19 protein-coding genes and 1 tRNA gene are annotated in these 20,128 nt (G+C 68.0%); 10 read left to right on the forward strand and 10 right to left on the reverse strand.

Annotation, left to right across the window (positions count from 1 at the left end):
• Positions 1 to 108: 108 nt before the first annotated feature.
• The 3 genes from AC099J_RS02645 to AC099J_RS02655 are packed head-to-tail and all read right to left on the reverse strand — an operon-like array spanning position 109 to position 5,998.
• Positions 109 to 1,512 carry an efflux transporter outer membrane subunit gene (locus tag AC099J_RS02645; protein WP_479613638.1) on the reverse strand — a complete coding sequence of 468 codons (1,404 nt, stop codon included), beginning with the start codon at positions 1,510 to 1,512 and terminating at the stop codon, positions 109 to 111.
• Positions 1,505 to 4,675 carry an efflux RND transporter permease subunit gene (locus AC099J_RS02650; RefSeq protein WP_479613639.1) on the reverse strand — a complete coding sequence of 1,057 codons (3,171 nt, stop codon included), beginning with the start codon at positions 4,673 to 4,675 and terminating at the stop codon, positions 1,505 to 1,507. Before AC099J_RS02650 ends, AC099J_RS02645 begins: the two co-directional genes overlap by 8 nt.
• Positions 4,676 to 4,690: 15 nt before the next feature.
• Positions 4,691 to 5,998 (reverse strand): efflux RND transporter periplasmic adaptor subunit, encoded by a 1,308-nt coding sequence (locus AC099J_RS02655; protein WP_479613640.1) that lies wholly within the window; start codon positions 5,996 to 5,998, stop codon positions 4,691 to 4,693.
• Positions 5,999 to 6,176: 178 nt separating this feature from the next.
• Here AC099J_RS02655 and AC099J_RS02660 point away from each other — a divergent pair, with 178 nt between their 5' ends.
• The gene (locus AC099J_RS02660; protein WP_479613641.1) at positions 6,177 to 6,842 is read left to right on the forward strand and encodes a TetR family transcriptional regulator; all 666 of its coding nucleotides are present in this window, start codon (positions 6,177 to 6,179) and stop codon (positions 6,840 to 6,842) included.
• A gap of 60 nt (positions 6,843 to 6,902) precedes the next feature.
• Positions 6,903 to 7,379, forward strand: coding sequence for a hypothetical protein (locus AC099J_RS02665; protein WP_479613642.1), 477 nt, complete (start codon positions 6,903 to 6,905; stop codon positions 7,377 to 7,379).
• Between the two features lie 341 nt (positions 7,380 to 7,720).
• Here the strand turns inward: AC099J_RS02665 and AC099J_RS02670 are convergent, their stop codons facing one another.
• Positions 7,721 to 8,671 carry a LysR family transcriptional regulator gene (locus AC099J_RS02670; RefSeq protein WP_479613643.1) on the reverse strand — a complete coding sequence of 317 codons (951 nt, stop codon included), beginning with the start codon at positions 8,669 to 8,671 and terminating at the stop codon, positions 7,721 to 7,723.
• A 103-nt stretch (positions 8,672 to 8,774) separates the two neighbouring features.
• Between AC099J_RS02670 and AC099J_RS02675 the strand changes: the two genes are divergently transcribed.
• The 4 genes from AC099J_RS02675 to AC099J_RS02690 all read left to right on the forward strand — a co-directional run bounded on the left by AC099J_RS02675 (position 8,775) and on the right by AC099J_RS02690 (position 12,258).
• A complete protein-coding gene (locus AC099J_RS02675; RefSeq protein ID WP_479613644.1) occupies positions 8,775 to 9,626 on the forward strand; it encodes an HTD2 family dehydratase in 852 nt (283 codons plus the stop codon).
• A gap of 18 nt (positions 9,627 to 9,644) precedes the next feature.
• A complete protein-coding gene (locus AC099J_RS02680; RefSeq protein WP_479613645.1) occupies positions 9,645 to 10,805 on the forward strand; it encodes an acyl-CoA dehydrogenase family protein in 1,161 nt (386 codons plus the stop codon).
• A 15-nt stretch (positions 10,806 to 10,820) separates the two neighbouring features.
• On the forward strand, positions 10,821 to 12,014 hold the full coding sequence (locus tag AC099J_RS02685; protein ID WP_479613646.1) for a CaiB/BaiF CoA transferase family protein: 1,194 nt from the start codon (positions 10,821 to 10,823) through the stop codon (positions 12,012 to 12,014).
• A gap of 168 nt (positions 12,015 to 12,182) precedes the next feature.
• Positions 12,183 to 12,258: transfer RNA gene (locus AC099J_RS02690), tRNA-Arg, on the forward strand.
• Positions 12,259 to 12,273: 15 nt separating this feature from the next.
• Here the strand turns inward: AC099J_RS02690 and rsmI are convergent.
• Positions 12,274 to 13,170, reverse strand: coding sequence for a 16S rRNA (cytidine(1402)-2'-O)-methyltransferase (rsmI, locus tag AC099J_RS02695; RefSeq protein WP_479613647.1), 897 nt, complete (start codon positions 13,168 to 13,170; stop codon positions 12,274 to 12,276).
• Between rsmI and AC099J_RS02700 the strand changes: the two genes are divergently transcribed.
• Genes AC099J_RS02700 through AC099J_RS02710 form a run of 3 tightly spaced genes read left to right on the forward strand, consistent with a single transcriptional unit; the run spans position 13,170 to position 14,854 of the window.
• Positions 13,170 to 13,565, forward strand: coding sequence for a YraN family protein (locus tag AC099J_RS02700; protein ID WP_479613648.1), 396 nt, complete (start codon positions 13,170 to 13,172; stop codon positions 13,563 to 13,565). The two genes, rsmI and AC099J_RS02700, sit on opposite strands and share 1 nt — an antisense overlap.
• A gap of 42 nt (positions 13,566 to 13,607) precedes the next feature.
• Entirely contained in the window at positions 13,608 to 14,207 is a 600-nt protein-coding gene (locus AC099J_RS02705; RefSeq protein ID WP_479613649.1) for a phosphoheptose isomerase, read from the forward strand.
• Positions 14,204 to 14,854 carry a BON domain-containing protein gene (locus tag AC099J_RS02710; protein WP_479613650.1) on the forward strand — a complete coding sequence of 217 codons (651 nt, stop codon included), beginning with the start codon at positions 14,204 to 14,206 and terminating at the stop codon, positions 14,852 to 14,854. The genes AC099J_RS02705 and AC099J_RS02710 overlap by 4 nt, the downstream gene beginning before the upstream one ends.
• Positions 14,855 to 14,880: 26 nt before the next feature.
• Here the strand turns inward: AC099J_RS02710 and AC099J_RS02715 are convergent, their stop codons facing one another.
• From AC099J_RS02715 to AC099J_RS02730, 4 genes are all read right to left on the reverse strand, one after another.
• A complete protein-coding gene (locus AC099J_RS02715) occupies positions 14,881 to 15,783 on the reverse strand; it encodes an NAD(P)-dependent oxidoreductase (RefSeq protein WP_479613651.1) in 903 nt (300 codons plus the stop codon).
• Positions 15,784 to 15,848: 65 nt separating this feature from the next.
• The gene (locus AC099J_RS02720; protein WP_479613652.1) at positions 15,849 to 16,985 is read right to left on the reverse strand and encodes a PilT/PilU family type 4a pilus ATPase; all 1,137 of its coding nucleotides are present in this window, start codon (positions 16,983 to 16,985) and stop codon (positions 15,849 to 15,851) included.
• A gap of 31 nt (positions 16,986 to 17,016) precedes the next feature.
• A complete protein-coding gene (locus AC099J_RS02725) occupies positions 17,017 to 17,652 on the reverse strand; it encodes a cyclic nucleotide-binding domain-containing protein (RefSeq protein ID WP_479613653.1) in 636 nt (211 codons plus the stop codon).
• A gap of 30 nt (positions 17,653 to 17,682) precedes the next feature.
• Complete coding sequence (locus AC099J_RS02730; protein ID WP_479613654.1) at positions 17,683 to 18,726, reverse strand: type IV pilus twitching motility protein PilT; 1,044 nt, start codon at positions 18,724 to 18,726, stop codon at positions 17,683 to 17,685.
• A 37-nt stretch (positions 18,727 to 18,763) separates the two neighbouring features.
• Between AC099J_RS02730 and AC099J_RS02735 the strand changes: the two genes are divergently transcribed.
• Entirely contained in the window at positions 18,764 to 19,483 is a 720-nt protein-coding gene (locus AC099J_RS02735) for a YggS family pyridoxal phosphate-dependent enzyme (RefSeq protein ID WP_479613655.1), read from the forward strand.
• Between the two features lie 56 nt (positions 19,484 to 19,539).
• Here AC099J_RS02735 and yfiB read toward each other — a convergent pair whose 3' ends face one another.
• Positions 19,540 to 20,028: an outer membrane lipoprotein YfiB gene (gene yfiB, locus AC099J_RS02740; RefSeq protein WP_479613656.1), complete on the reverse strand. Its 489-nt coding sequence runs from the start codon at positions 20,026 to 20,028 to the stop codon at positions 19,540 to 19,542.
• Positions 20,029 to 20,128: the final 100 nt, after the last annotated feature.

Consider the following 20,128-nt stretch of genomic DNA (forward strand, 5'->3'; position numbering starts at 1 on the left):
CGGGCTTCTTCGTGTCGTGGGGGCTCTGTGCAGCCGGCGAGTATAACTTCGGGGTCGATGGCAAGGCCCTCGTGGAGCCCGCTGTCACAGCGCCGCGTGCGCCGCCGTTCAGGGTGTGGCCCACCCGCCGCCCAACGCCTTGTACAGCCCGATCTGGTTCTGCAACTGCGCCAGCCGCGTCTGCACCACCGCCTGCTGCGTGGTGAACAGCGAGCGCTGCGCGTCCAGCAGATCCAGGTAGCTGGCCACGCCATTGCGGTAGCGCAGGTCCGACAGCTTGAAGCGCGCCGACTCCGCCTCGACCTGGGCCTGCTGCGCGCGCAATTGCTCGCTCAGGGTGGCGCGGCCGGCCAGCGCGTCCGCCACTTCGCGGAACGCCGTTTGGATGGCGCGCTCGTACTGCGCCACGGCGATGTCGCGGCCCACCCTGGCCGACTCCAGGCCCGCCTGGTTGCGGCCGGCGTCGAAAATCGGCAGCAGCAACTGCGGCGCGAGGCTCAAGCCGAACGAGCCGCTTTCGAACAACCCAGACAGCTGTGTGCTGGCCGTGCCGAAGCCGGCCGTCAACGTGATGCGTGGAAAGAACGCCGCCCGCGCCGCGCCGATGTTGGCGTTGCTGGCGATCAAGAGTTGCTCCGCCTGGCGGATGTCCGGCCGCGAGATCAGCACTTCCGATGGCAGGCCGGCCGGCAACTCGTTCATCATGACGGCGCTTTCGAGCTGTGGCGACGCCGGTGTGCCGGCCAACTGCTGCGCCCAGTTGGGCTGGCCGATCAGCAGGGTCAGCAGGTTGACGTCCAGCGCGCGCTGGCGCTGCACCTGGGCCAAGGTGGCGCGCGCGGCCTCCAGCAGCGATTGCGCCTGCCGCACGTCCAGCTCGGACGCAACGCCGCTGTCAAAGCGCAGCCTGGACAGCTTGATCGATTCCTCGCGCGTGGCCAGCGTCTGGCGCGTCAGCGCCAGCAGTTCGTCGTCGGCCAGCAGGCTGAGATAGGCATTCGCCACCGAGGCGACCAGGCTGATCTGCGTGGCCTTGCGGCCCTCTTCTGTCGCCAGGTATTGCGCCAGCGCCGCTTCGCTCAGGCTGGCAATGCGGCCGAAGAAGTCGATCTCCCAGGACGAGAAGGTCAGGCCGGCCTGGTACACGGTCAGCGTGTCGCCACCGGCCTGCGGGGTGCGCGATCCGCTGATGCCGGCGCCCACCGTGGGCAGGCGGTCGGCGCGCTGGATACGGTATTGCGCCCGCGCCTGCTCGATGTTCAGCACAGCCACGCGCAGGTCGCGGTTGTTCGCCAGCGCCGTTTCGACCAGGCCCCGCAGCCGCGCGTCGCGGATGAAGGTCTGCCACGGCAGGTCGGCCACGGCTTGCGTGCCGGCCGTCGTCGCCGTGCCCGCGTCGGGAAACTGCGCCGCCACCGGCGCTGCTGGCCGCTCGTAGGTCGGGATGAACGAACAGCCCGCCAGCACGGTGGCTGCCGCCAGCACCAACAGGCGCTTCGAATGCTTAGTCATGTGCGGCACCTTTCTGATTGCCCACGCCGGCCTGTCGCGCGTGCTCCTCGTAAATCTCGTGCTGGCGCTTGCTGCCCTTGAAGATGCCGCGCACCACCACGAAGAACACCGGCACGAAGAACACGGCCAGCAAGGTACCCGTGACCATGCCGCCCAGCACGCCGGTGCCGATGGCGCGCTGGCTGGCCGAACCGGCACCCGAGGCGATGAACAGCGGCACCACGCCCAGGCCAAAGGCGAGCGACGTCATGATGATGGGCCGGAATCGCAGGTGCGCGGCCTCCAGCGCCGACTCGACCACGCCCTTGCCCTGCGCCTGCAGGTCCTTGGCGAACTCGATGATCAGAATCGCGTTCTTGGCCGTCAGGCCGATGATGGTGATCAGGCCCACCTGGAAGTACACGTCGTTCGCATACGAGCGCAGCAAGGTGGCCAGCAGCACGCCCAGCACGCCCAGCGGCACCACCAGGATCACCGCCAGCGGGATCGACCAGCTCTCGTACAGCGCCGCCAGGCACAGGAACACCGCCAGGATGGCGAAGGCGTACAGGATCATGGCCTGCGAGCCCGCAAGCTTCTCCTCGCGTGATTGGCCCGTCCACTCGTAGCCGAAGCCGGCCGGCAGTTGCGCCGCCAGGCGCTCCATCTCGTCCATGGCCGCGCCCGTGCTCTGGCCCGGCGCCGCGCCACCGCTGATGCGCATGGACGGGTAGCCGTTGTAGCGCACGGTCTGCATGGCGCCCGTGATCCAGCGCGTCGTCGCGAAGGCCGACAGCGGCACCGGTTGCCCCTGGGCGTTGGCCGCGTTCAGCCGCAGCAGGTCTGCAGGTTGCATGCGGGCGGGTGCGTCGGCCTGCACCACCACGCGCTGCAGGCGGCCGCGGTTGGGGAAGTCGTTGATGTAGCTCGAACCCAGCGCGGTCGACAGGGCTGTGTTGATCGCATCGAAACCCACGCCCAGAGCCTGCGCCTTGTCGCGGTCGATGTCGATCTGCAGCTGTGGGGCGTCTTCCAGCCCGTCCGGTCGCACCTGCGCGAGCACCTTGCTCTGCGAGGCCATGCCCAGCAGCTGGTTGCGCGCGTTCACCAGCGCCGCATGGCCCTGGCCCGAGCGGTCCTGCAGCCGGAAGGAAAAGCCGCTGGCCGAGCCGAGTTCCGGGATCGGCGGCGGGCTCAGCGGGTAGATGAACGCGTCGCGCACACCAGACAGCGCGCCGAACGCACGGCCTGCCAGCGCGTCGGCCGAGTTGGCCGGGTCGTTCCGTTCCGACCAGTCCTTCAGCGTGACGAACGCCAGCCCGGCGTTCTGCCCCTGGCCGGAGAACGAGAAGCCCAGCACCGAGACCATGCTCTGCACTTCGGGCTGCTTCAGGATGAAGCCTTCGACCTGCTGCATCACGTCCAGCATGCGCTCTTGCGTCGCGCCCGGAGGCAACTGCACGTTCACCAGAATGTTGCCCTGATCTTCCTGCGGCAGGAAGGAGGAGGGCAGCCGCTGGTAGACCACCACCACCGCGCCGATGATCGCCACGTAGATGATGAGGTAGCGCGCCGCCCGCTTGAGCATGCGCGCGACCAAGCCCTCATAGCCCTTGGCCGTGCGTGCAAAGCTGCGGTTGAACCAGCCGAAGAAGCCGCGCTTCTCGTGGTGGCTGCCGGCCTCCACCGGCTTGAGCAGCGTGGCGCACAGCGCCGGCGTGAGCGACAGCGCCATGAACGCGGAGAACGCGATCGAGGCCACCATCACGGCCGAAAACTGGCGGTAGATGTTGCCCGTGGAGCCGGCGAAGAACGCCAGCGGCACGAACACCGAGATCAGCACCACCGTCACGCCGATGATCGCGCCGGAGATCTGCTGCATGGCCTTGCGCGTGGCCTCGCGTGGCGACAGGCCTTCCTCGGTCATGATGCGCTCGACGTTCTCCACCACCACGATGGCGTCGTCCACCACGATGCCGATCACCAGCACCATGCCGAACATGGTCAGCACGTTGATCGAAAAGCCCAGCGCCAGCAACACGGCAAAGGTGCCCAGCAGCGCGATCGGCACCACCAGCGTCGGGATGATGGTGTAGCGCCAGTTCTGCAGGAACAGGAACATCACCAGGAACACCAGCGCCACGGCTTCCAGCAGCGTCTGCGTCACCTGCGTGATCGAGATCTTCACGAAGTTCGAGCTGTCGTAGGGGATGTCGAACTTCACGCCCTCCGGGAAGAATTTGGACAGGTCCTGCATCTTGGCGTGCACCAGCCGGGCCGATTCCAGCGCGTTGCCGCTGGGTGCCAGCTGCACGCCCAGGCCCACGGCCGGCTGGCCGTTCAGGCGGGCCGACGTGGCGTAGCTCTGGCCACCGATCTCCACGCGTGCCACGTCTTTCAGGCGCACGGTGGAGCCATCGGCATTGGCGCGCAGCACGATGTTTTCGAACTGCGCGACGGTGGACAGCTGGCCCTTGACCACCACGGTCGCCGAGATGCCCTGGCCGGCCACGTTGGGCAGGTCGCCGATGGAGCCGGACGACACCTGGGCGTTCTGGGCACGGATGGCCGCCGAGACTTCGGCCGACGACACCGACAGGCCGCGCATGCGCGCCGGGTCGATCCAGATGCGCATGGCGTTTTCACTGCCGAACAGCTGCACCTGGCCGATGCCGGCCACACGCTGCAACTCTGGCTGGATGTTGCGCGCCGCGTAGTCCCCCAGCTGCACCGTGGTGAAGTCCGGGTTGTCCGAGGACAGCATCGTGAACAGCAGGAAGTTGTTGCGCGCCTTGTCCACGCGCACGCCTTGCTGCGTCACGGCGGCTGGCAGGCGCGGCGTGGCGCGTGCCAGCCGGTTCTGTACGTCCACCTGCGCCAGGTCGGCGTTGGTGCCGGGCTCGAAGGTCACGGTGATCGAGCCGGAGCCGTCGGCCTGCGCCACCGACTCCATGTAGATCAGGCCCGGTGAGCCGTTCATTTCGCGCTCGATGACGGACAGCACACTGTCCTCCAGCGTCTGCGCCGAGGCGCCCGGGTAGGCGGTGTTGATGACGATCGCAGGCGGTGCGACCGGCGGGTATTGCGCGATCGGCAATTGGGTGATCGCCACGCTGCCCACCACGATGATGAACAGGGCGATCACCCACGCGAAGATCGGGCGTTCGATGAAGAACTTGGCCATAGGTGCGTGCTCTGCTTATTGCTTGGGTGCCGAAGCCGGCATGGCGGCAGCTGGGGCAGCCGACGCAGCCGACGCAGCAGGCGCAGCAGGCGCGGCAGGCGCGGCCGGCGCGGCCGGCGCAGCCGCGCCCGGTGCCTGCCAGGGCACAGCCTTCACCGGCGAGCCGGGCGGCATCATCTGCAGTTTCTGGAAGCCGTCGACCATGACTTGCTCGCCGCCCTTCAGGCCCTCGGTCACGATCCAGCGGTTGTTCTGGCCGGCCGTCACCTTGACCTCGCGCGTGGACAGTTTGCCGTCGGCGCCGACCACCGTCAGCGAGTCGCCCTTCTCGTTGCGCGTCACCGCCTGCTGCGGGACCGAGATGGCGTTCGTCGCCTGGGCCTGTTCCAGCCGCACGCGCACGTACAGCCCCGGCAGCAGGTCGCCGCGCGGGTTCGGCACCTCGGCGCGCAGCGTGACCTGGCCGGTGGCGGCGTCGACCGTCAGGTCGGAGAACAGCAGCCGGCCCGGCGCGCCGTAGACCGAGCCGTCTTCCAGCACGATGCGCACGCTGGCTGCACCGCCGCCGCCGCCGGCCTTCAGCGTGCCAGCCTCCAGCGCGCGGCGCAGGCGCAGCACTTCGGTGGCGGATTGGGTGAAGTTCACGTACAGCGGGTTGACCTGCTGGATCACCGCCAGCGGCGTCGCCTCGCCCTGGCCGACCAACGCGCCCTCGGTCACCAGCGCGCGGCCGATGCGGCCGGAGATCGGCGCCGTCACGGCCGCGTAGTCCAGGTTGATCTTGGCCGTCCGCACGGCAGCCTTGCCCACGGCGACATCGGCATCGGCCTGCCCCTTGGCGGCCACCGCGTTGGCGTAGTCCTGCTTGCTGATGGCGTTGGCCTCGACCAGCGGCTTGTAGCGCTCGGCCAGCTCGGCGGCCTGTGTCAGGTTGGCCTGGGCGCGGGCCAGCGAGGCCTGCGCGCTTTGAAAGTTGGCTTGGTATGGTGCAGCGTCGATGGTGAACAGGGGCTGGCCCGCCTTCACGTCACTGCCTTCGCGGAACAGGCGGCGCTGCAGGATGCCCGCCGCCCGGGCGCGCACCTCGGCCACACGCGAGGCTTCCAGCCGGCCCGGCAGCTCGGTCACCAGCCCGATGTCACCCGGCTGTGCCACCACCACGCCGACCTCCGGTGGCGGCCTGCCGCCGCCCGCCGGTGCGGCAGTGGCGGCTTTCTCATCGCCTTTGCCGCAAGCGGCCAGCAGAACGGCCAGGGTCAGGACGGCAAGCGCACGCGCCTGCGGTTGTGAAGTGGGGCGTAGGCCGGGACGCAGGACGGACATGCGATTCCTTTCCGGGGATCGAAGGCGGGTGTTTTTGGGCGATGTAGGCGGGCTGGACGCACCAGACGCGCGCAGTGCCAGCCGTGCCATCGGGGAAAGCCCGTGGAGTCTAATGCAGTTACATACATCAATGGATGTATATTGAAGCTCTTGCACCCAATTTTTATGTGGAGAACGCGTGGCACGCAGCACCAAGGAAGAAGCTCTGGCCACGCGGCACCGGCTGCTGGATGCGGCCGAGACGCTGTTCCAGGCGCGTGGCGTCTCGCGCACCTCGCTGCAGGACATCGCCACCCAGGCCGGCGCCACGCGCGGCGCGATCTACTGGCATTTCAAGGACAAGGCGGACCTCTTCAACGCCATGATGGAGCGCGTCACGCTGCCGCTGGAGCAGTCGCTGCAGCCGGCGCAACGCGCACCCGAAGGCCAGGCGCGCGATGCACTGGCGCAGTTGCGCGTGGCGCTGATGGCGGCGCTGGTCCAGCTCACCGCCGATGCCCAGTTGCGCTGCGTGGTCGACATCGCGATGCAGAAGGTCGAATACGTGGACGAGATGCACGCGGTGCGCGACCGGCACCGCACCGTCCGCGACCAGTGCGTGCGCGACATCGGCAGGGCCTTGCGGCTGGCGGCCAGCCATCGCCGGGCGCGCCTGCCGCTGCCGGCCGCCCAGGCGGCCGAGGGCCTGCACGCGTTGATCGACGGGCTGATCCGCAACTGGCTGCTGGCGCCCGCCGCCTTCGACCTGCCGGCGTTGGGCGGGCAGGTGATCGACGTCTACCTGGCCGGGCTGGGCCTGGCGCCCGGCGAGGCGGGCGTGGAGCGTGCAGGGGGCAACAAGTGAAACAGTTTTCCGGTTGCTTGCAATGGCGCTGAAACCGGGCCTCACGACCATGCTGGGTGCATGGTCACGCCCGTTCCCCGCCCGTCACGCTTCCCGGGCTTACCGCTGCCGGCGGGGGCGGTGCGCCTGCAGTGCCCGGTCTCCGACGGCCACACCCGCTACGAGACGCTGTGCCAGCTCCTGGCACATGACGGGGCGAGCGGCGAAGACCACGCCTTCCTGGCCTACAAGGAAACCGCGCTGTCCACCGGCAGCTGGCGGGTGCGCGTCAAATCGCTGCTGACGCCTGGCGGCGTGTTCGAGCCGGCCACCATGGCGCTGCAGGCGGCCATCGCTGCGGCGCAGGGCCGGGTGTATTTCGTCTGGGGCTACCAGCGGCTGCCGCAGGCGGGCGACGCACGGCAGATCGAGTTCCGTGTGCACGTGCGTGCGGGCCTGCCATGCCAGCTGGAGCTGTATGTCAGGCTGCGCCGGGCGGACCACCAGCCTGATCTGCCCCGCTCGGCTTGGTGCGATTGGCCGGCTCAAGCCGCTTGAGCGCAAGGCTGTGCGCAACCGGGGGCATCTCCGGCCCGGTCTTCATTGCCTGCGCTCCGAGCCGTTGCTACGATGCGCAGCACGTGTACCTGGCCGACACCCCGGCGGTCACCGCCTGCGACTGCGGGCACCTGTCCGGCCCGCGCCAGACCACCGACGCCTACCTGCTCGCTGTAGCGCAACGCCACAGCATGCGCCTGCTGACGCTGGACCGGCGGCTGGCGCAGGCCTTCCCAGAGGCTGCGTTCGAGTTGCTGGCCGGCGACCAAGGCGACCAAGGCGGCAGAAGCCAGCCCCGCCCGCTCGCCGCACGACGTGCATGCCCGCAGACGCAGCGCGGCTCAGCCTGCGGGCGGCCCCGCCGACCCCGCCCCGATCCACCGGGCCGGCCATGCCCCGCTGGCCACCATCTCGCGCACCACCTCCTGCACCATCGCGCTCACCGCGCTGGCAGCCACGGTAGGCGGGCGCGTCAGGTTGGTCGCGCAGATCACGCGGCGCGCCATGGCCGGGTTGTCGATGGCCACGGCGCACAGCTGGCCGGCCGCCACTTCCTCGGCGACCGCACCCAGCGGCAAGATGGTGCTGCCGATGCGCGCCTGGACGGCCTTCTTGACGCTGGGCAGCGATTCGATTTCGGCCACCACGTGCAGCTGCAGGCCCCATGGCGCGCAGGCGTCGTCGATGATGCGGCGTAGCCCGTGCTCGCGGCCCGGCAGCACCAGCGGCCAGTCGGCCAGGGCCTCGATCGGCAGCGTCGCGGGCAGCGGGCCGGCGCGTGGCGAGGTCACCAGCGCCAGCCGGTCCTCCAGCAGTGGCTGGCGTGCCAGCGCCACGTCGGTGGTGTCGCCGAACAGCAGCGCCAGGTCCAGCCGGCCCGACAGCAGCCATTCGCGTAGGAAGCCGCTGTAGGCCTCGACGATCTTGAGCTTGACCTGTGGCAACTGCTCGCGGCAGGTCTGCAGGATGGGCGTGGTGGCAATCAGCGACACCGTGGTCGGCAGGCCAATGGCGACCTCGCCGCAGACCACCGCAGTGGAAGCGCGCACCGCCATGCGTGCACGCTCCACGTCGGCCAGCACCAGCTGCGCGTGTTGCAGGAACAACTTGCCGGCCTCGGTCAGCTGCATGCCGCGGCTGGAGCGATCGAAGAGCTTGGCCCCCAGATCGTTCTCCAGCGCCGCGATCTGCTGGCCCAGCGCCGGCTGCGCGACGTGCAGACGGGCCGATGCCTTGAGCAGGCTGCCCGATTCGCTGACGCCGACGAAGTAACGCAGTTGCCGCAGTTCCATGGGGGAGGTAGCTGGATTTCACCTAGCCGCTAGGTCGAAACAGTATTTCACAGATACCGCTGCCTTCCGCAGAATGGGGCGATCACATTTGGAGGAGACACGCATGAGCCTGGACATCGACCACCTGCGCAGCTGGATTGGCCGCACCGAGACGCTGGACGACATCGCCACGGCCGCGCCCGTGCGCGGCCTGAGCGCCACGCTCGACCGCGACGACGCGCCCGCCCAAAGCGGCACGCCGGTGCCACCCTGCTGGCACTGGCTGTACTTCCTGCCGATGGCGCGGCAGTCGCAGATCGGGCCGGACGGCCACCCCCAGCGCGGCGGCTTTTTGCCGCCGGTGCCGCTGCCGCGCCGGATGTGGGCCGGCAGCCGCATCGAGTTCCTGCAGCCGCTACGCGTGGGCCAGGCGCTGGCGCGCGCGTCGCGCATCCTCGATGTGCGCGTGAAGGAAGGCCGCACCGGCCCGCTGGTGTTCGTCAACGTGCGGCATGAGGTGCGCGGCGATGGCACGTTGGCGATCGTCGAGGAGCACGACATCGTCTACCGCGACATGCCGGCCCCTGGCGAGGCGGCCCCCGCGCCGACGCCGGCCCCGGCCGACGCAGCGTGGGAGCGGCGCATCGTCCCTGACGACGTGCTGCTGTTCCGCTACTCCGCGCTCACGTTCAACGGCCACCGCATCCACTACGACCGCCAGTACGTGACCGAGGTCGAGGGCTACCCCGGTCTCATCGTGCACGGCCCGCTGATCGCCACGCTGCTGCTCGATCTGCTGCGCCGCCAGCTGCCGGATGCGCGCGTCAAGACCTTCCAGTTCCGTGCCGTCAAGCCACTGTTCGACATTGCCCCGTTCACCGTCTGCGGGCGTCAGGAAGACGCTGAAACGATCAAGCTCTGGGCCCGCAACGAAGACGGGCACCTGGCCATGGACGCCACCGCCACCCTGTATTGACCCCGAAGGAGACACACCATGTTCAACGAACCCGACGACTTCCAAGAGATTCGCGACGCTGTGCGCCAGCTGTGCCGGCAGTTTCCCGATGAGTACTTTCGCAAGGTGGACGCGCTGAAGGCCTACCCTGAGAAGTTCGTTGACGCCTTGATGGAGGCCGGCTGGCTGGCCGCCATGATCCCCGAGGAATACGGCGGCACCGGCCTGGGCCTGACCGCCGCCACGGTGATCATGGAAGAGATCAACCGTTCGGGCGGCAACGCTGGCGCCGTGCACGGCCAGATGTACAACATGGGCACGCTGCTGCGCAACGGCAGCAAGGCGCAGAAGGACAAGTACCTGCCCGGCATCGCGGCCGGCAAGCTGCGCATCCAGTCCATGGCCGTGACCGAGCCGACCACCGGCACCGACACCACCAAGATCAAGACCACCGCCGTCAAGAAGGACGGCCGCTACGTCGTCAACGGCCAGAAGGTCTGGATCTCACGCGTGCAGCATTCGGACCTGATGATCCTGCTGGCGCGCACCACGCCGCTGGCCGAGGTCAAGAAGAAGTCCGAAGGCATGTCGATCTTCATCGTCAACCTGCACGACGCGATCGGCCACGGCCTGACGGTGCGGCCTATCCCCAACCTTGTGAACCACGAGACCAACGAGCTGTTCTTCGAGGACCTGGAGATTCCCGAAGAGAACCTGATCGGCGAAGAGGGCAGGGGCTTCAAGTACATCCTGGACGGCCTGAACGCCGAGCGCACGCTGATTGCCGCCGAGTGCATCGGCGACGGCTATTGGTTCATCGAGCGCGCCCGCAAATACGCCAGCGAGCGCATCGTGTTCGACCGCCCCATCGGCAAGAACCAGGGCGTGCAGTTTCCGATTGCGGACGCCTTCATCGAGGTGGAAGCGGCCAACCTCATGCGCTTCGAGGCCGCGCGCCGCTTCGACGCGCACCAGGACTGCGGCGGCCAAGCCAACATGGCCAAGTACCTGGCCGCCAAGGCCAGCTGGGAGGCGGCCAACGTCTGCATGCAAACCCACGGCGGCTTCGGCTTCGCCAACGAATACGACATCGAGCGCAAGTTCCGCGAGACGCGGCTGTACCAGGTGGCGCCGATCTCCACGAACCTGATCTACGCCTACGTGGCCGAGCACATCCTCGGCCTGCCGCGTTCGTTCTGAGAAGGCAGGCACGCCATGACCCGCCCCCTGGACGGCATCACCGTCGTCACGCTGGAACACGCCATTGCCGCACCGTTCTGCACGCGCCAGCTTGCCGACCTGGGCGCGCGCGTCATCAAGGTCGAACGCCCCGGTGTGGGCGACTTCGCGCGCGCCTACGACACGCGCGTGCTGGGCCAGGCCTCGCACTTCGTCTGGACCAACCGATCCAAGGAAAGCGTCACGCTGGACGTCAAGCATCCCGATGCGCAAAAGGTGCTGGGCCAACTGCTGGAGCAGGCCGATGTGCTGGTGCAGAACCTGGCGCCGGGGGCCGCGGCGCGGCTCGGCTTGTCGTTCGAGGCACTGCAGGAAAAGCATCCGAAGCTGATCGTCTGCGATATCTCCGGCTATGGCGACGACGCCGCACGGCCAGGGACTTACCGCGACAAGAAGGCGTACGACCTGCTGATCCAGAGCGAGTCCGGCTTTCTGTCGGTGACCGGCACGGCCGATGAAGGGGCCAAGGCCGGTTGCTCCATCGCGGACATTGCGGCCGGCATGTACGCGTACTCGGCCATCCTGGCGGCGCTGTTGCAGCGGGGCAAGACCGGCAAGGGCAGCCGCATCGACGTGTCGATGCTGGAGAGCATGGTCGAGTGGATGAGCTTTCCGATGTACTACGCCTACGACGGTGCGCCGCCACCGCCGCGCGCAGGCGCCGCGCACGCCACCATCTACCCCTACGGCCCGTTCCCGGCCGGCGACGGCGCCACGGTGATGCTGGGCCTGCAGAACGAGCGCGAGTGGGCCGTGTTCTGCGAACAGGTGCTGCGCCAGAGCGCCGTCGCGACGGACGAACGCTTCTCGGCCAACGCCAAACGCACGGCCAACCGCGAGGCGCTGCGCGCGCTGATCGTCGAGAGCTTCTCGAAGATGACGGCCGACGAAGTGTTGCAGCGGCTGGACGCAGCGCAGATCGCCAATGCGCGCGTGAACACCATGGCCGATGTCTGGCAGCACCCGCAGCTCAAGGCCCGCGGCCGCTGGACCGAAGTGCCGACGCCGGCCGGCCCGATTCCCGCGCTGCTGCCGCCGGGCAGCAGCAGCGACTTTGCGCCACGCATGGACGGTGTGCCGGGCCTGGGCCAGCATACGGAGGCCGTCCTCGGCGAACTCGGCTGGTCGGCCGAGGGCATCGAAGCCTTGCGCACCTCGCGCGCGATCTGATCTGAGCAGGCCGGCCGCCTGATCGCACGGCCGCACTGGTTCCTGGTGTCGGGCGCTTGGCGGGCTAGCACGGCAGCACCCACACACGGCCTGCGTGCTGTCCGGCGCCATGCCCCCGGCGGGTGAAGGCAAAGGCCTCTGGCGTGACAGCTACAATCCCGCCCGGTCGCGGCTGTAGCTCAGTGGATAGAGTATTGGCCTCCGAAGCCAAGGGTCGTGGGTTCGATCCCCGCCAGCCGCACCAACCCCTTTTTCTCCCTCACGCCTGCTTGATCTGCAGCGCCGCCGCGTACAAGGCATTGCGCGGTTGGCCCGTGATCTCGGCCGCCAGTTTTACGGCGGCCTTCAGCGGCAGCTCCGCCAGCAGCAGCTTCAGCACCCGCAGGTCTTCGACCGGCGCCTCTGCAGGGGCCGGGTGCACAACCAGCACGAACTCCCCGCGCGTGCGCGTCGGCAGCTCAGCCAGCCAGGCGGCCAGCGCCTCGGCCGGCACGCTGGCGATCTCTTCGAATTGCTTGGTCAGCTCACGGCCCACGGTGACCAGACGCGGCCCCAACGGCGCCAGCGCGCGCGCCAGCGCTTCGATGCGGTGCGGGGCTTCGAGCAGCACGATGGCGCGTGTCTCGGCCGCCAGCGTCTGCACAGCCACATCGCGTTCGCTGGCCTTGCTGGGCAGGAAGCCCGTGAACACGAAGCCCGTGTCTTCGATGATCCCCGCCACCGACAGCGCCGCCGTCACGCTGCTGGCGCCAGGCAGCGGCACGACCACATGGCCGGCCGCGCGCGCAGCGGCCACCAGGCGCGCGCCCGGGTCGCTCAGTGCCGGCGTGCCGGCATCGCTGACGTAGGCCACGCGCTGGCCCTGCTGCAGCCGCGCCAGCACGGCCTGCGCGGCCTCGGCCTCGTTGTGCTGGTGTGCGGCCACCAGCTGGGCCGAAGGCCGCTCGATCCCGTAGATGCGCAACATGCCTTGCGTGTGGCGCGTGTCCTCGCAGGCGATGGCATCCACCGTGGCCAGCACATGCAGTGCGCGCAGACCGATGTCGGCCAGGTTGCCGATGGGCGTGGCGACGACGTAGAGTGCCGAAGACGGGTAGTGCTGGGCCGCGGCGGCCTCGCGTGCGGCCTGCAATGCCAAGGCGAAAGAAGCGCTCAATGGGTTTCCTCTGGAAGAACGGTGCGGCGGCCCGGCCGGCCACCACCAAGCAGGCGGGCGACGCCGGCGAGGACGCCGCGCTCGCGCATCTGCAAGCCGCCGGCCTGCGCCTGCTGGAGCGCAATTATCGAACCCCGGGCCGTGGCGGTGGCGAGATCGACCTGATCCTGCGCGCCCCCGACGGCACCGTGGTGTTCGTCGAAGTGCGGCGGCGCGCCAGCCGCTCGCACGGTGGTGCGGCGGCCAGCATCGGGCCGGTGAAGCGCCAACGCATCGTGTTTGCGGCGCGGCACTATCTGATGCGCCAGCGCACGCTGCCGCCATGCCGCTTCGACGTGGTGGTGCTGGAGGGCGGCCGGGTGCAGTGGCTGCAGGCGGCGTTTGACGCATCCTGACACCCGAAGGTGGCTTTGGACGCACGGGTATCATCGCGCGCCATGCTAGAGCAACGTATACAGCAGCACTTCATCGACAGCGCCGACCTCAAGTACCAATCGGCGCAGGTGCTCAGCAAGCCGATTGCGGCGGCCGTGCAGGCCATCCTCGCGTCCGTCACCAGTGGCGGCAAGGTGCTGGCGTGCGGCAATGGCGGCTCGGCGGCCGATGCGCAGCATTTCGCGGCCGCGTTCGTCGGCCGCTTCGAGCGCGAACGGCCCGAGCTGGGCGCGATCTCGCTGACCACCGACACGTCCATCCTCACGGCTGTTGCCAACGACTACGACTTCAACCAGGTGTTCGCGCGCCAGGTGCGGGCGCTCGGTTCTTCGGGCGACGTGCTGCTGGCCATCACCACCAGCGGCAACTCAGCCAATGTGCTGGCTGCGGTCGAGGCGGCCCATGCGCGCGAGATGACCGTGGTGGCGCTCACCGGTCGCGGCGGTGGCAAGATGAGCAGCGCGCTGCGCGAGACCGACGTGCACATCTGCGTGCCGCACGAGCGCATGGCCCGCATCCAGGAGGTTCACCTGCTGGTGCTGCACTGCCTGTGCGATGGTGTCGATTCCCAATTGTTAGGTGACCAGGAAACCAGTTCATGAAGAAGATCTCCCAACGCCTCGTGGTGCTGTCGCTGAGCGCTGCGGCCCTCGCCGCCAGTTTGTCGGCCTGTGTGCCGCTGGTGGTCGGTGGCGCGGCGGCCGGCGGCATGCTGGTGGCGCTGGACCGTCGCACTTCGGGCGCGCAGCTCGAAGACGAAGGCATCGAGTTGCGCGCCGCCAGCCGGTTGAAGGACAACCTGGGCGACAACGCCCACATCAACGTGACCAGTTTCAACCGCCAGGTGCTGTTGACGGGCGAGGTCGCCTCGGCGCAAGACCAGCAGCGGGCCGAGCAGATCGTGGCGCGCGTGGACAACGTGCGCTCCGTCGTCAACGACCTGGCCGTGATGGCGCCGTCCAGCCTGACACAGCGTTCGTCCGATGTGCTGACCACCGGCAAGGTCAAGGCCTCGCTCGTCGACGCCAAGGACGTGCAGATCAGCGCGTTCAAGGTCATCACCGAACGTGGCGTGGTCTACCTGATGGGTCGCGTGACTCCGCGTGAGGCCAACCGCGCCACCGAGATCGCCCGCGGCGTAGGCAGTGTCACCAAGGTCGTGCGGGTGTTCGAGACGCTGACGGAAGATGAGCTCGCGCGCCTGAACCGCCAGGCCCCGCCCGCCGCCACACCCACCGCACCGCGCTGATTGGGTGCGGCGCGTGCGTCGATGCGCTACTTGAGTCTCGTCACGAGGCTCGACGTATCCCAGCGCTGGCCGCCGGCCTGCTGCACGTCTGCGTAGAACTGGTCCACCAGCGCCGTCACCGGCACGCGCGCGCCGTTGCGGCGGGCCTCGTCCAACACCAGGCCCAGGTCCTTGCGCATCCAGTCCACTGCGAAGCCGAAGTCGAACTTGCCCTGGACCATGGTCTTGCCGCGGTTCTCCATCTGCCAGCTCTGCGCCGCGCCCTTGCTGATCACATCCAGCACCTGGGCCATGTCCAGGCCGGCGCGCTGCCCGAACGCAATGCCTTCGGACAGGCCTTGCACCAACCCGGCGATGCAGATCTGGTTGACCATCTTGGCCAACTGACCCGACCCGCTGGCCCCGAGCAGCACGATGGACCGCGAGAACGCCTGCGCCACTGGCTCGATGCGTGCGAAGGGCTCCGCGTCGCCGCCGCACATCACGGTCAGCATGCCGTTTTGCGCTCCGGCCTGGCCGCCGGATACCGGCGCGTCGACAAAGTGCAGGCCGGCCGCGCGCGCTGCGGCATGCAGCTCGCGCGCGACGTCGGCCGAGGCCGTCGTGTGGTCGACGAACACAGCCCCGGGCCGCATGCCGGCCAGGCCGCCGTCCGCGCCCAGCACCACCGAGCGCAGGTCATCGTCATTGCCGACGCAGCAAAAGACGATATCGGCGCCGGCCGCAGCCTCGCGCGGCGTGGCGGCACGCTGGCCCTTGAACTCGTCGGCCCAGGCCTGCGCCTTGGCCGCGCTGCGGTTGTAGACGGTGACCTGGTGCCCCGCCAGCGCCAGGTGGCCGGCCATGGGGAAACCCATCACGCCCAGGCCGAGGAAGGCCACCTTCTGTGACGGCACGGGGGAATAGGTTCGGGGGTTGGTGGATGCCATGCGGCTGCGCTCCTTGGGAAATGAAGCGCGGATTCTAGGAGTGCGCCCCGGCACCCCCCGCATCCTCACACGATGGTCAAGTGCTCGGTGCCGGCCGCCAGGTCCTGCGACTTCGTGCGCTGGCTGTTGAGCTTGATCTGCAGGCGCAAATCGTTCAAGGAATCCGCGTTGCGCAGCGCGTCCTCGTAGGTGATGCGGTGGGCTTCGTAGGCGTCGAACAGCGCCTGGTCGAAGGTCTGCATGCCCAGATTGCGGCTCTTCTTCATGACCTCCTTGATCTCGGCCACCTCGCCCTTGAAGATCAGGTCGGAGATCAGCGGCGTGTTCAGCATCACCTCGACCGCCGCCGTGCGGCCCTTGCCATCCTGGCGCGGCAACAGGCGCTGCGAGACCAGCGCTTTGATGTTCAGCGACAGGTCCATCAGCAGCTGCGCGCGGCGCTCTTCGGGAAAGAAATTGATGATGCGGTCCAGTGCCTGGTTGGCGTTGTTCGCGTGCAGGGTGGCCAGGCACAGGTGGCCGGTTTCCGAGAACGCCACCGCATGGTCCATAGTCTCGCGGTCGCGTATCTCGCCCATCAGGATCACATCGGGCGCCTGGCGCAACGTGTTCTTCAGCGCCGCCTGCCAGTTGTCGGTGTCCAGGCCGATCTCACGCTGCGTGATGACGCAGTTCTTGTGCGGGTGCACGAACTCCACGGGGTCTTCGATCGTGATGATGTGCCCGTAGGAGTTCTCGTTGCGCCAGTCCACCATGGCCGCCAGCGTGGTCGACTTGCCCGAGCCTGTGGCGCCGACCAGGATGCACAGGCCGCGCTTGCTCATCACGATGTCCTTGAGCACCTGCGGCACGCCCAGGCCGTCGATGGTGGGCAGCGTCGTCGGGATGACGCGCAGCACCATGCCGACTCTGCCCTGCTGCATGAAGGCGTTCACGCGGAAGCGGCCGATGCCGGCCGGCGAGATCGAGAAATTGCACTCCTTCGTGCGCTCGAACTCGGCGGCCTGTTTGTCGTTCATGATCGAACGGGCCAGCGCCATGGTGTGCGTGGGCAGCAGCGGTTGCGGCGAGACCTTGGTGATCTTGCCGTCCACCTTGACGCCGGGCGGGAATTCCGCCGTCAGGAACAGGTCGCTGCCCTGCCGGCTGATCATGAGGCGCAGCAGGTCGTTGATGAATTTACTGGCCTGGTCTCGTTCCATCGAAAATTTCCTGTGTCGGCAGCCGAAAGGGCTAGTTCGGGCGGTCGCTGAAGCGCGCGCTGACGGCGCGCAGCCGCAGCGAGAGCTTGCGCGCCAGCAGCGCGATCAGCGCCGCCGCCAGGCGGGGGTCGGTATTCATCATGTCGTCCATGGACTCGGCGCTCAATGCGCCGATCTCGCATTCTTCGACCGTCGTACAGGCAGAAAAACGGATGCCGCTGTCCAGCAGCGACATCTCCCCCAGGATATCGCCCGGGCGCGTCTCCGCCAGCCGCAGGTGCTCACCCCAGGGCTGCAGGCGGTCCACCGCGATCGTGCCTTTGAGCAGCACGACCATGAAGTTGCCGTACTCGTGCTGGCGGATGACGTCGCGCCCCGCCGGCACGGATGCAAAGTGGAAGTACCGCTCCAAGCGCTCGATCGCTTGCGCATCGAGCTGCTCCATGTTCTTGTCTTTGGCCCACAGCGTTTGCAGCAGCGCCACGGCTTTGCCTGAGGAGATGCGCCTGGCGCCGATTTCGACGGCCCGCGACTCCCAGTGCACAACGCTCGATGCCTCGACACCCTGCGACGTGAACGCGGTCGTGAACAAGGTTGAGTCACGCGAAGCCCTCGGCTCCGCCGGTGCCGGGGTACGCGGTCGCAACAGTTCGAATAGTCCGCGCATGTGTGGCCAGGTTCCGTGCACGCGGCCGGATCACCCGGCGAAGTTTTCCGGGATCTTGGCCTTGCCGCGCGCCTCGGCCGGGGTGATCATGTTGCGCCGGACGAGGTCGGTCAGGTTCTGGTCCAGTGTCTGCATGCCCACGCCGTTGCTGGTCTGGATGGTGGAATACATCTGCGCCACCTTGGCCTCGCGGATCAGGTTGCGAATGGCGCTGGTGCCCAACATGATCTCGTGCGCCGCCACGCGGCCCTGGCCGTCCTTGGTCTTGCACAGCGTCTGCGAAATCACGGCCTGCAGCGATTCGGACAGCATCGCGCGGATCATGTCTTTCTCTTCGGCCGGAAACACGTCGATGATGCGGTCGATGGTCTTGGCTGCACTGGAGGTGTGCAGCGTGCCGAACACCAGATGGCCCGTCTCGGCCGCCGTCATGGCCAGGCGGATGGTCTCCAGATCGCGCATTTCGCCGACCAGGATCGCGTCCGGGTCTTCACGCAACGCCGAGCGCAGGGCGTTGGCAAAACTCAAGGTATGCGGGCCGACTTCGCGCTGGTTGATCAGGCACTTCTTGGACTCGTGCACGAACTCGATCGGGTCTTCCACCGTCAGCACGTGGCCGTATTCGGTTTCATTCAGGTGGTTGACCATCGCGGCCAGCGTGGTCGATTTGCCCGAGCCCGTGGGGCCCGTCACCAGCACCATGCCGCGCGGCTTCAGTGCCAGTTCGCCGAAGATCTTGGGGGCATTCAACTGCTCCAAGGTGAGGATCTTCGACGGGATGGTTCGCAGCACCGCACCGGCACCCCGGTTCTGGTTGAACGCGTTGACCCGAAAACGCGCCAGGCCTTCGATCTCGAACGAGAAGTCGACCTCCATGAACTCTTCATAGTGCTTGCGCTGGCTGTCGCTCATGATGTCGTACACCATGGCATGGACAGTCTTGTGGTCCAGTGGCTCGACGTTGATGCGGCGAACATCCCCGTGAACGCGGATCATCGGTGGCAGCCCAGCCGACAAGTGCAAATCCGAGGCTTTGTTCTTGACGCTGAAGGCCAGCAGTTGGGTGATGTCCACGAAATGCCTCGCCGATTTGGTACTCTCGCGAACGATTATGACGAGCATCCGTAACAATCTCCAACAAGTGCGTGGAAGGATTGCGACAGCCTGTGAGCAAATCGGCCGGCCCGTCGAAAGCGTCACGTTGCTGGCCGTCTCCAAGACCATGCCGGTGGCCTGCGTGCTGGAAGCCATCGAAGCCGGTCAGCGCGCGTTCGGCGAAAACTACGTGCAGGAAGGTGTGGACAAGATCCGCGCCGTGCGCGATTGGGAGGCTGAGTCCGGCCGCCTGACGCAGGCTTCCGTCTGGCATTGCATCGGCCCGCTGCAGAGCAACAAGACACGTCTGGTCGCAACCCATTTCGACTGGGTGCACAGCGTCGAGCGGCTGAAGATCGCAGAGCGCCTGTCCGAACAGCGGCCGCCCGAACTGGGGCCGCTGCAGATCTGCCTGCAGGTCAACATCGACGGCGGCCCCAACAAGGCGGGCGTGGCCCCGGCGGAGGCGCTGGCCCTGGCCCGCGCAGTGGCGGCGCTGCCGCGGCTGGCGCTGCGCGGGCTGATGACCATCCCCGAGCCGGCCAGCGACTTCGAGGCACAGCTTGCCGTGCACCAACAGGCGCGTGCCTTGTTCGAGCAGCTGCGCCAGGCCGGGCTGCCCGGCGCCGCGCCGTGGGACACCCTGTCCATGGGCATGACGGCGGACCTGGAGGCCGCCATCGCCGCCGGCAGCACCATCGTGCGTGTCGGCACCGCGATCTTCGGCACCCGCTGACGGCCGTCCATGGTCAGGTGCCCACACGGGCGCCGCGCGCGTTGCCCAGGCGGCCGCTACTGGGCCGGCACGATCACCGCCACGCGGCGGTTCTGCATGCGTTGCTCGGCGGTGCCGTTCGGCATCAGCTGGGCCGAGCGGCCCATCCCGTGCACTTCGATCACCGCCTTGCGCAGCCCACCGTCCACCAGCGCACGCCGCACCGCTTCTGCGCGGCGCCGTGACAGCGCGAGGTTGTAGTCGTTGCTGCCGACGTTGTCCGTGTGGCCTTCCACGCGTACCGAGCGGATGTCCAGGATCGCCAGCTCGCGGCCGATCCGCTCCGCCACGGCCTGGTGCTCTGCATCGAGCGTGGCCGAGTCGTGCTCGAACAGCAGCTTGCCGCTCAGCAGGAACTCCCAGCCGTGGTCGGTCTGGACGAAGCCGATCCGCTTCAGTGCCTGCGTGACCGGCTCATTTGCAGGGGGCGGTGGCGGGGTGGCGCAGGCCACCAGCAGCGCGGTGCCAATGCCGCTCAGCGCGCTGCGCAGCAACGTTCGCCGCATGTGCCGTTCCGTTGGACGGTGGTCAATCAAGGTTTCTGCTCGGAGATGCCGGGCCTTCATATGTATTCTTTTCTTGGACGTAGACGCGGAAAGGGGTGTG

The organism is Rhodoferax sp. RT4P68 (genome assembly GCF_056521305.1).

Coding starts and splice junctions, on each gene's coding strand:
- AC099J_RS02650 (WP_479613639.1), bottom strand. CDS start 4,675: ATGGCCAAGTTCTTCATCGAACGCCCGATCTTCGCGTGGGTGATCGCC.
- yfiB (WP_479613656.1), bottom strand. CDS start 20,028: ATGCGGCGAACGTTGCTGCGCAGCGCGCTGAGCGGCATTGGCACCGCG.
- AC099J_RS02675 (WP_479613644.1), top strand. CDS start 8,775: ATGAGCCTGGACATCGACCACCTGCGCAGCTGGATTGGCCGCACCGAG.
- AC099J_RS02735 (WP_479613655.1), top strand. CDS start 18,764: ATGACGAGCATCCGTAACAATCTCCAACAAGTGCGTGGAAGGATTGCG.
- AC099J_RS02710 (WP_479613650.1), top strand. CDS start 14,204: ATGAAGAAGATCTCCCAACGCCTCGTGGTGCTGTCGCTGAGCGCTGCG.
- AC099J_RS02715 (WP_479613651.1), bottom strand. CDS start 15,783: ATGGCATCCACCAACCCCCGAACCTATTCCCCCGTGCCGTCACAGAAG.
- AC099J_RS02665 (WP_479613642.1), top strand. CDS start 6,903: ATGGTCACGCCCGTTCCCCGCCCGTCACGCTTCCCGGGCTTACCGCTG.
- AC099J_RS02670 (WP_479613643.1), bottom strand. CDS start 8,671: ATGGAACTGCGGCAACTGCGTTACTTCGTCGGCGTCAGCGAATCGGGC.
- AC099J_RS02720 (WP_479613652.1), bottom strand. CDS start 16,985: ATGGAACGAGACCAGGCCAGTAAATTCATCAACGACCTGCTGCGCCTC.
- AC099J_RS02705 (WP_479613649.1), top strand. CDS start 13,608: ATGCTAGAGCAACGTATACAGCAGCACTTCATCGACAGCGCCGACCTC.
- AC099J_RS02725 (WP_479613653.1), bottom strand. CDS start 17,652: ATGCGCGGACTATTCGAACTGTTGCGACCGCGTACCCCGGCACCGGCG.
- AC099J_RS02655 (WP_479613640.1), bottom strand. CDS start 5,998: ATGTCCGTCCTGCGTCCCGGCCTACGCCCCACTTCACAACCGCAGGCG.
- AC099J_RS02680 (WP_479613645.1), top strand. CDS start 9,645: ATGTTCAACGAACCCGACGACTTCCAAGAGATTCGCGACGCTGTGCGC.
- AC099J_RS02645 (WP_479613638.1), bottom strand. CDS start 1,512: ATGACTAAGCATTCGAAGCGCCTGTTGGTGCTGGCGGCAGCCACCGTG.
- AC099J_RS02685 (WP_479613646.1), top strand. CDS start 10,821: ATGACCCGCCCCCTGGACGGCATCACCGTCGTCACGCTGGAACACGCC.
- AC099J_RS02700 (WP_479613648.1), top strand. CDS start 13,170: ATGGGTTTCCTCTGGAAGAACGGTGCGGCGGCCCGGCCGGCCACCACC.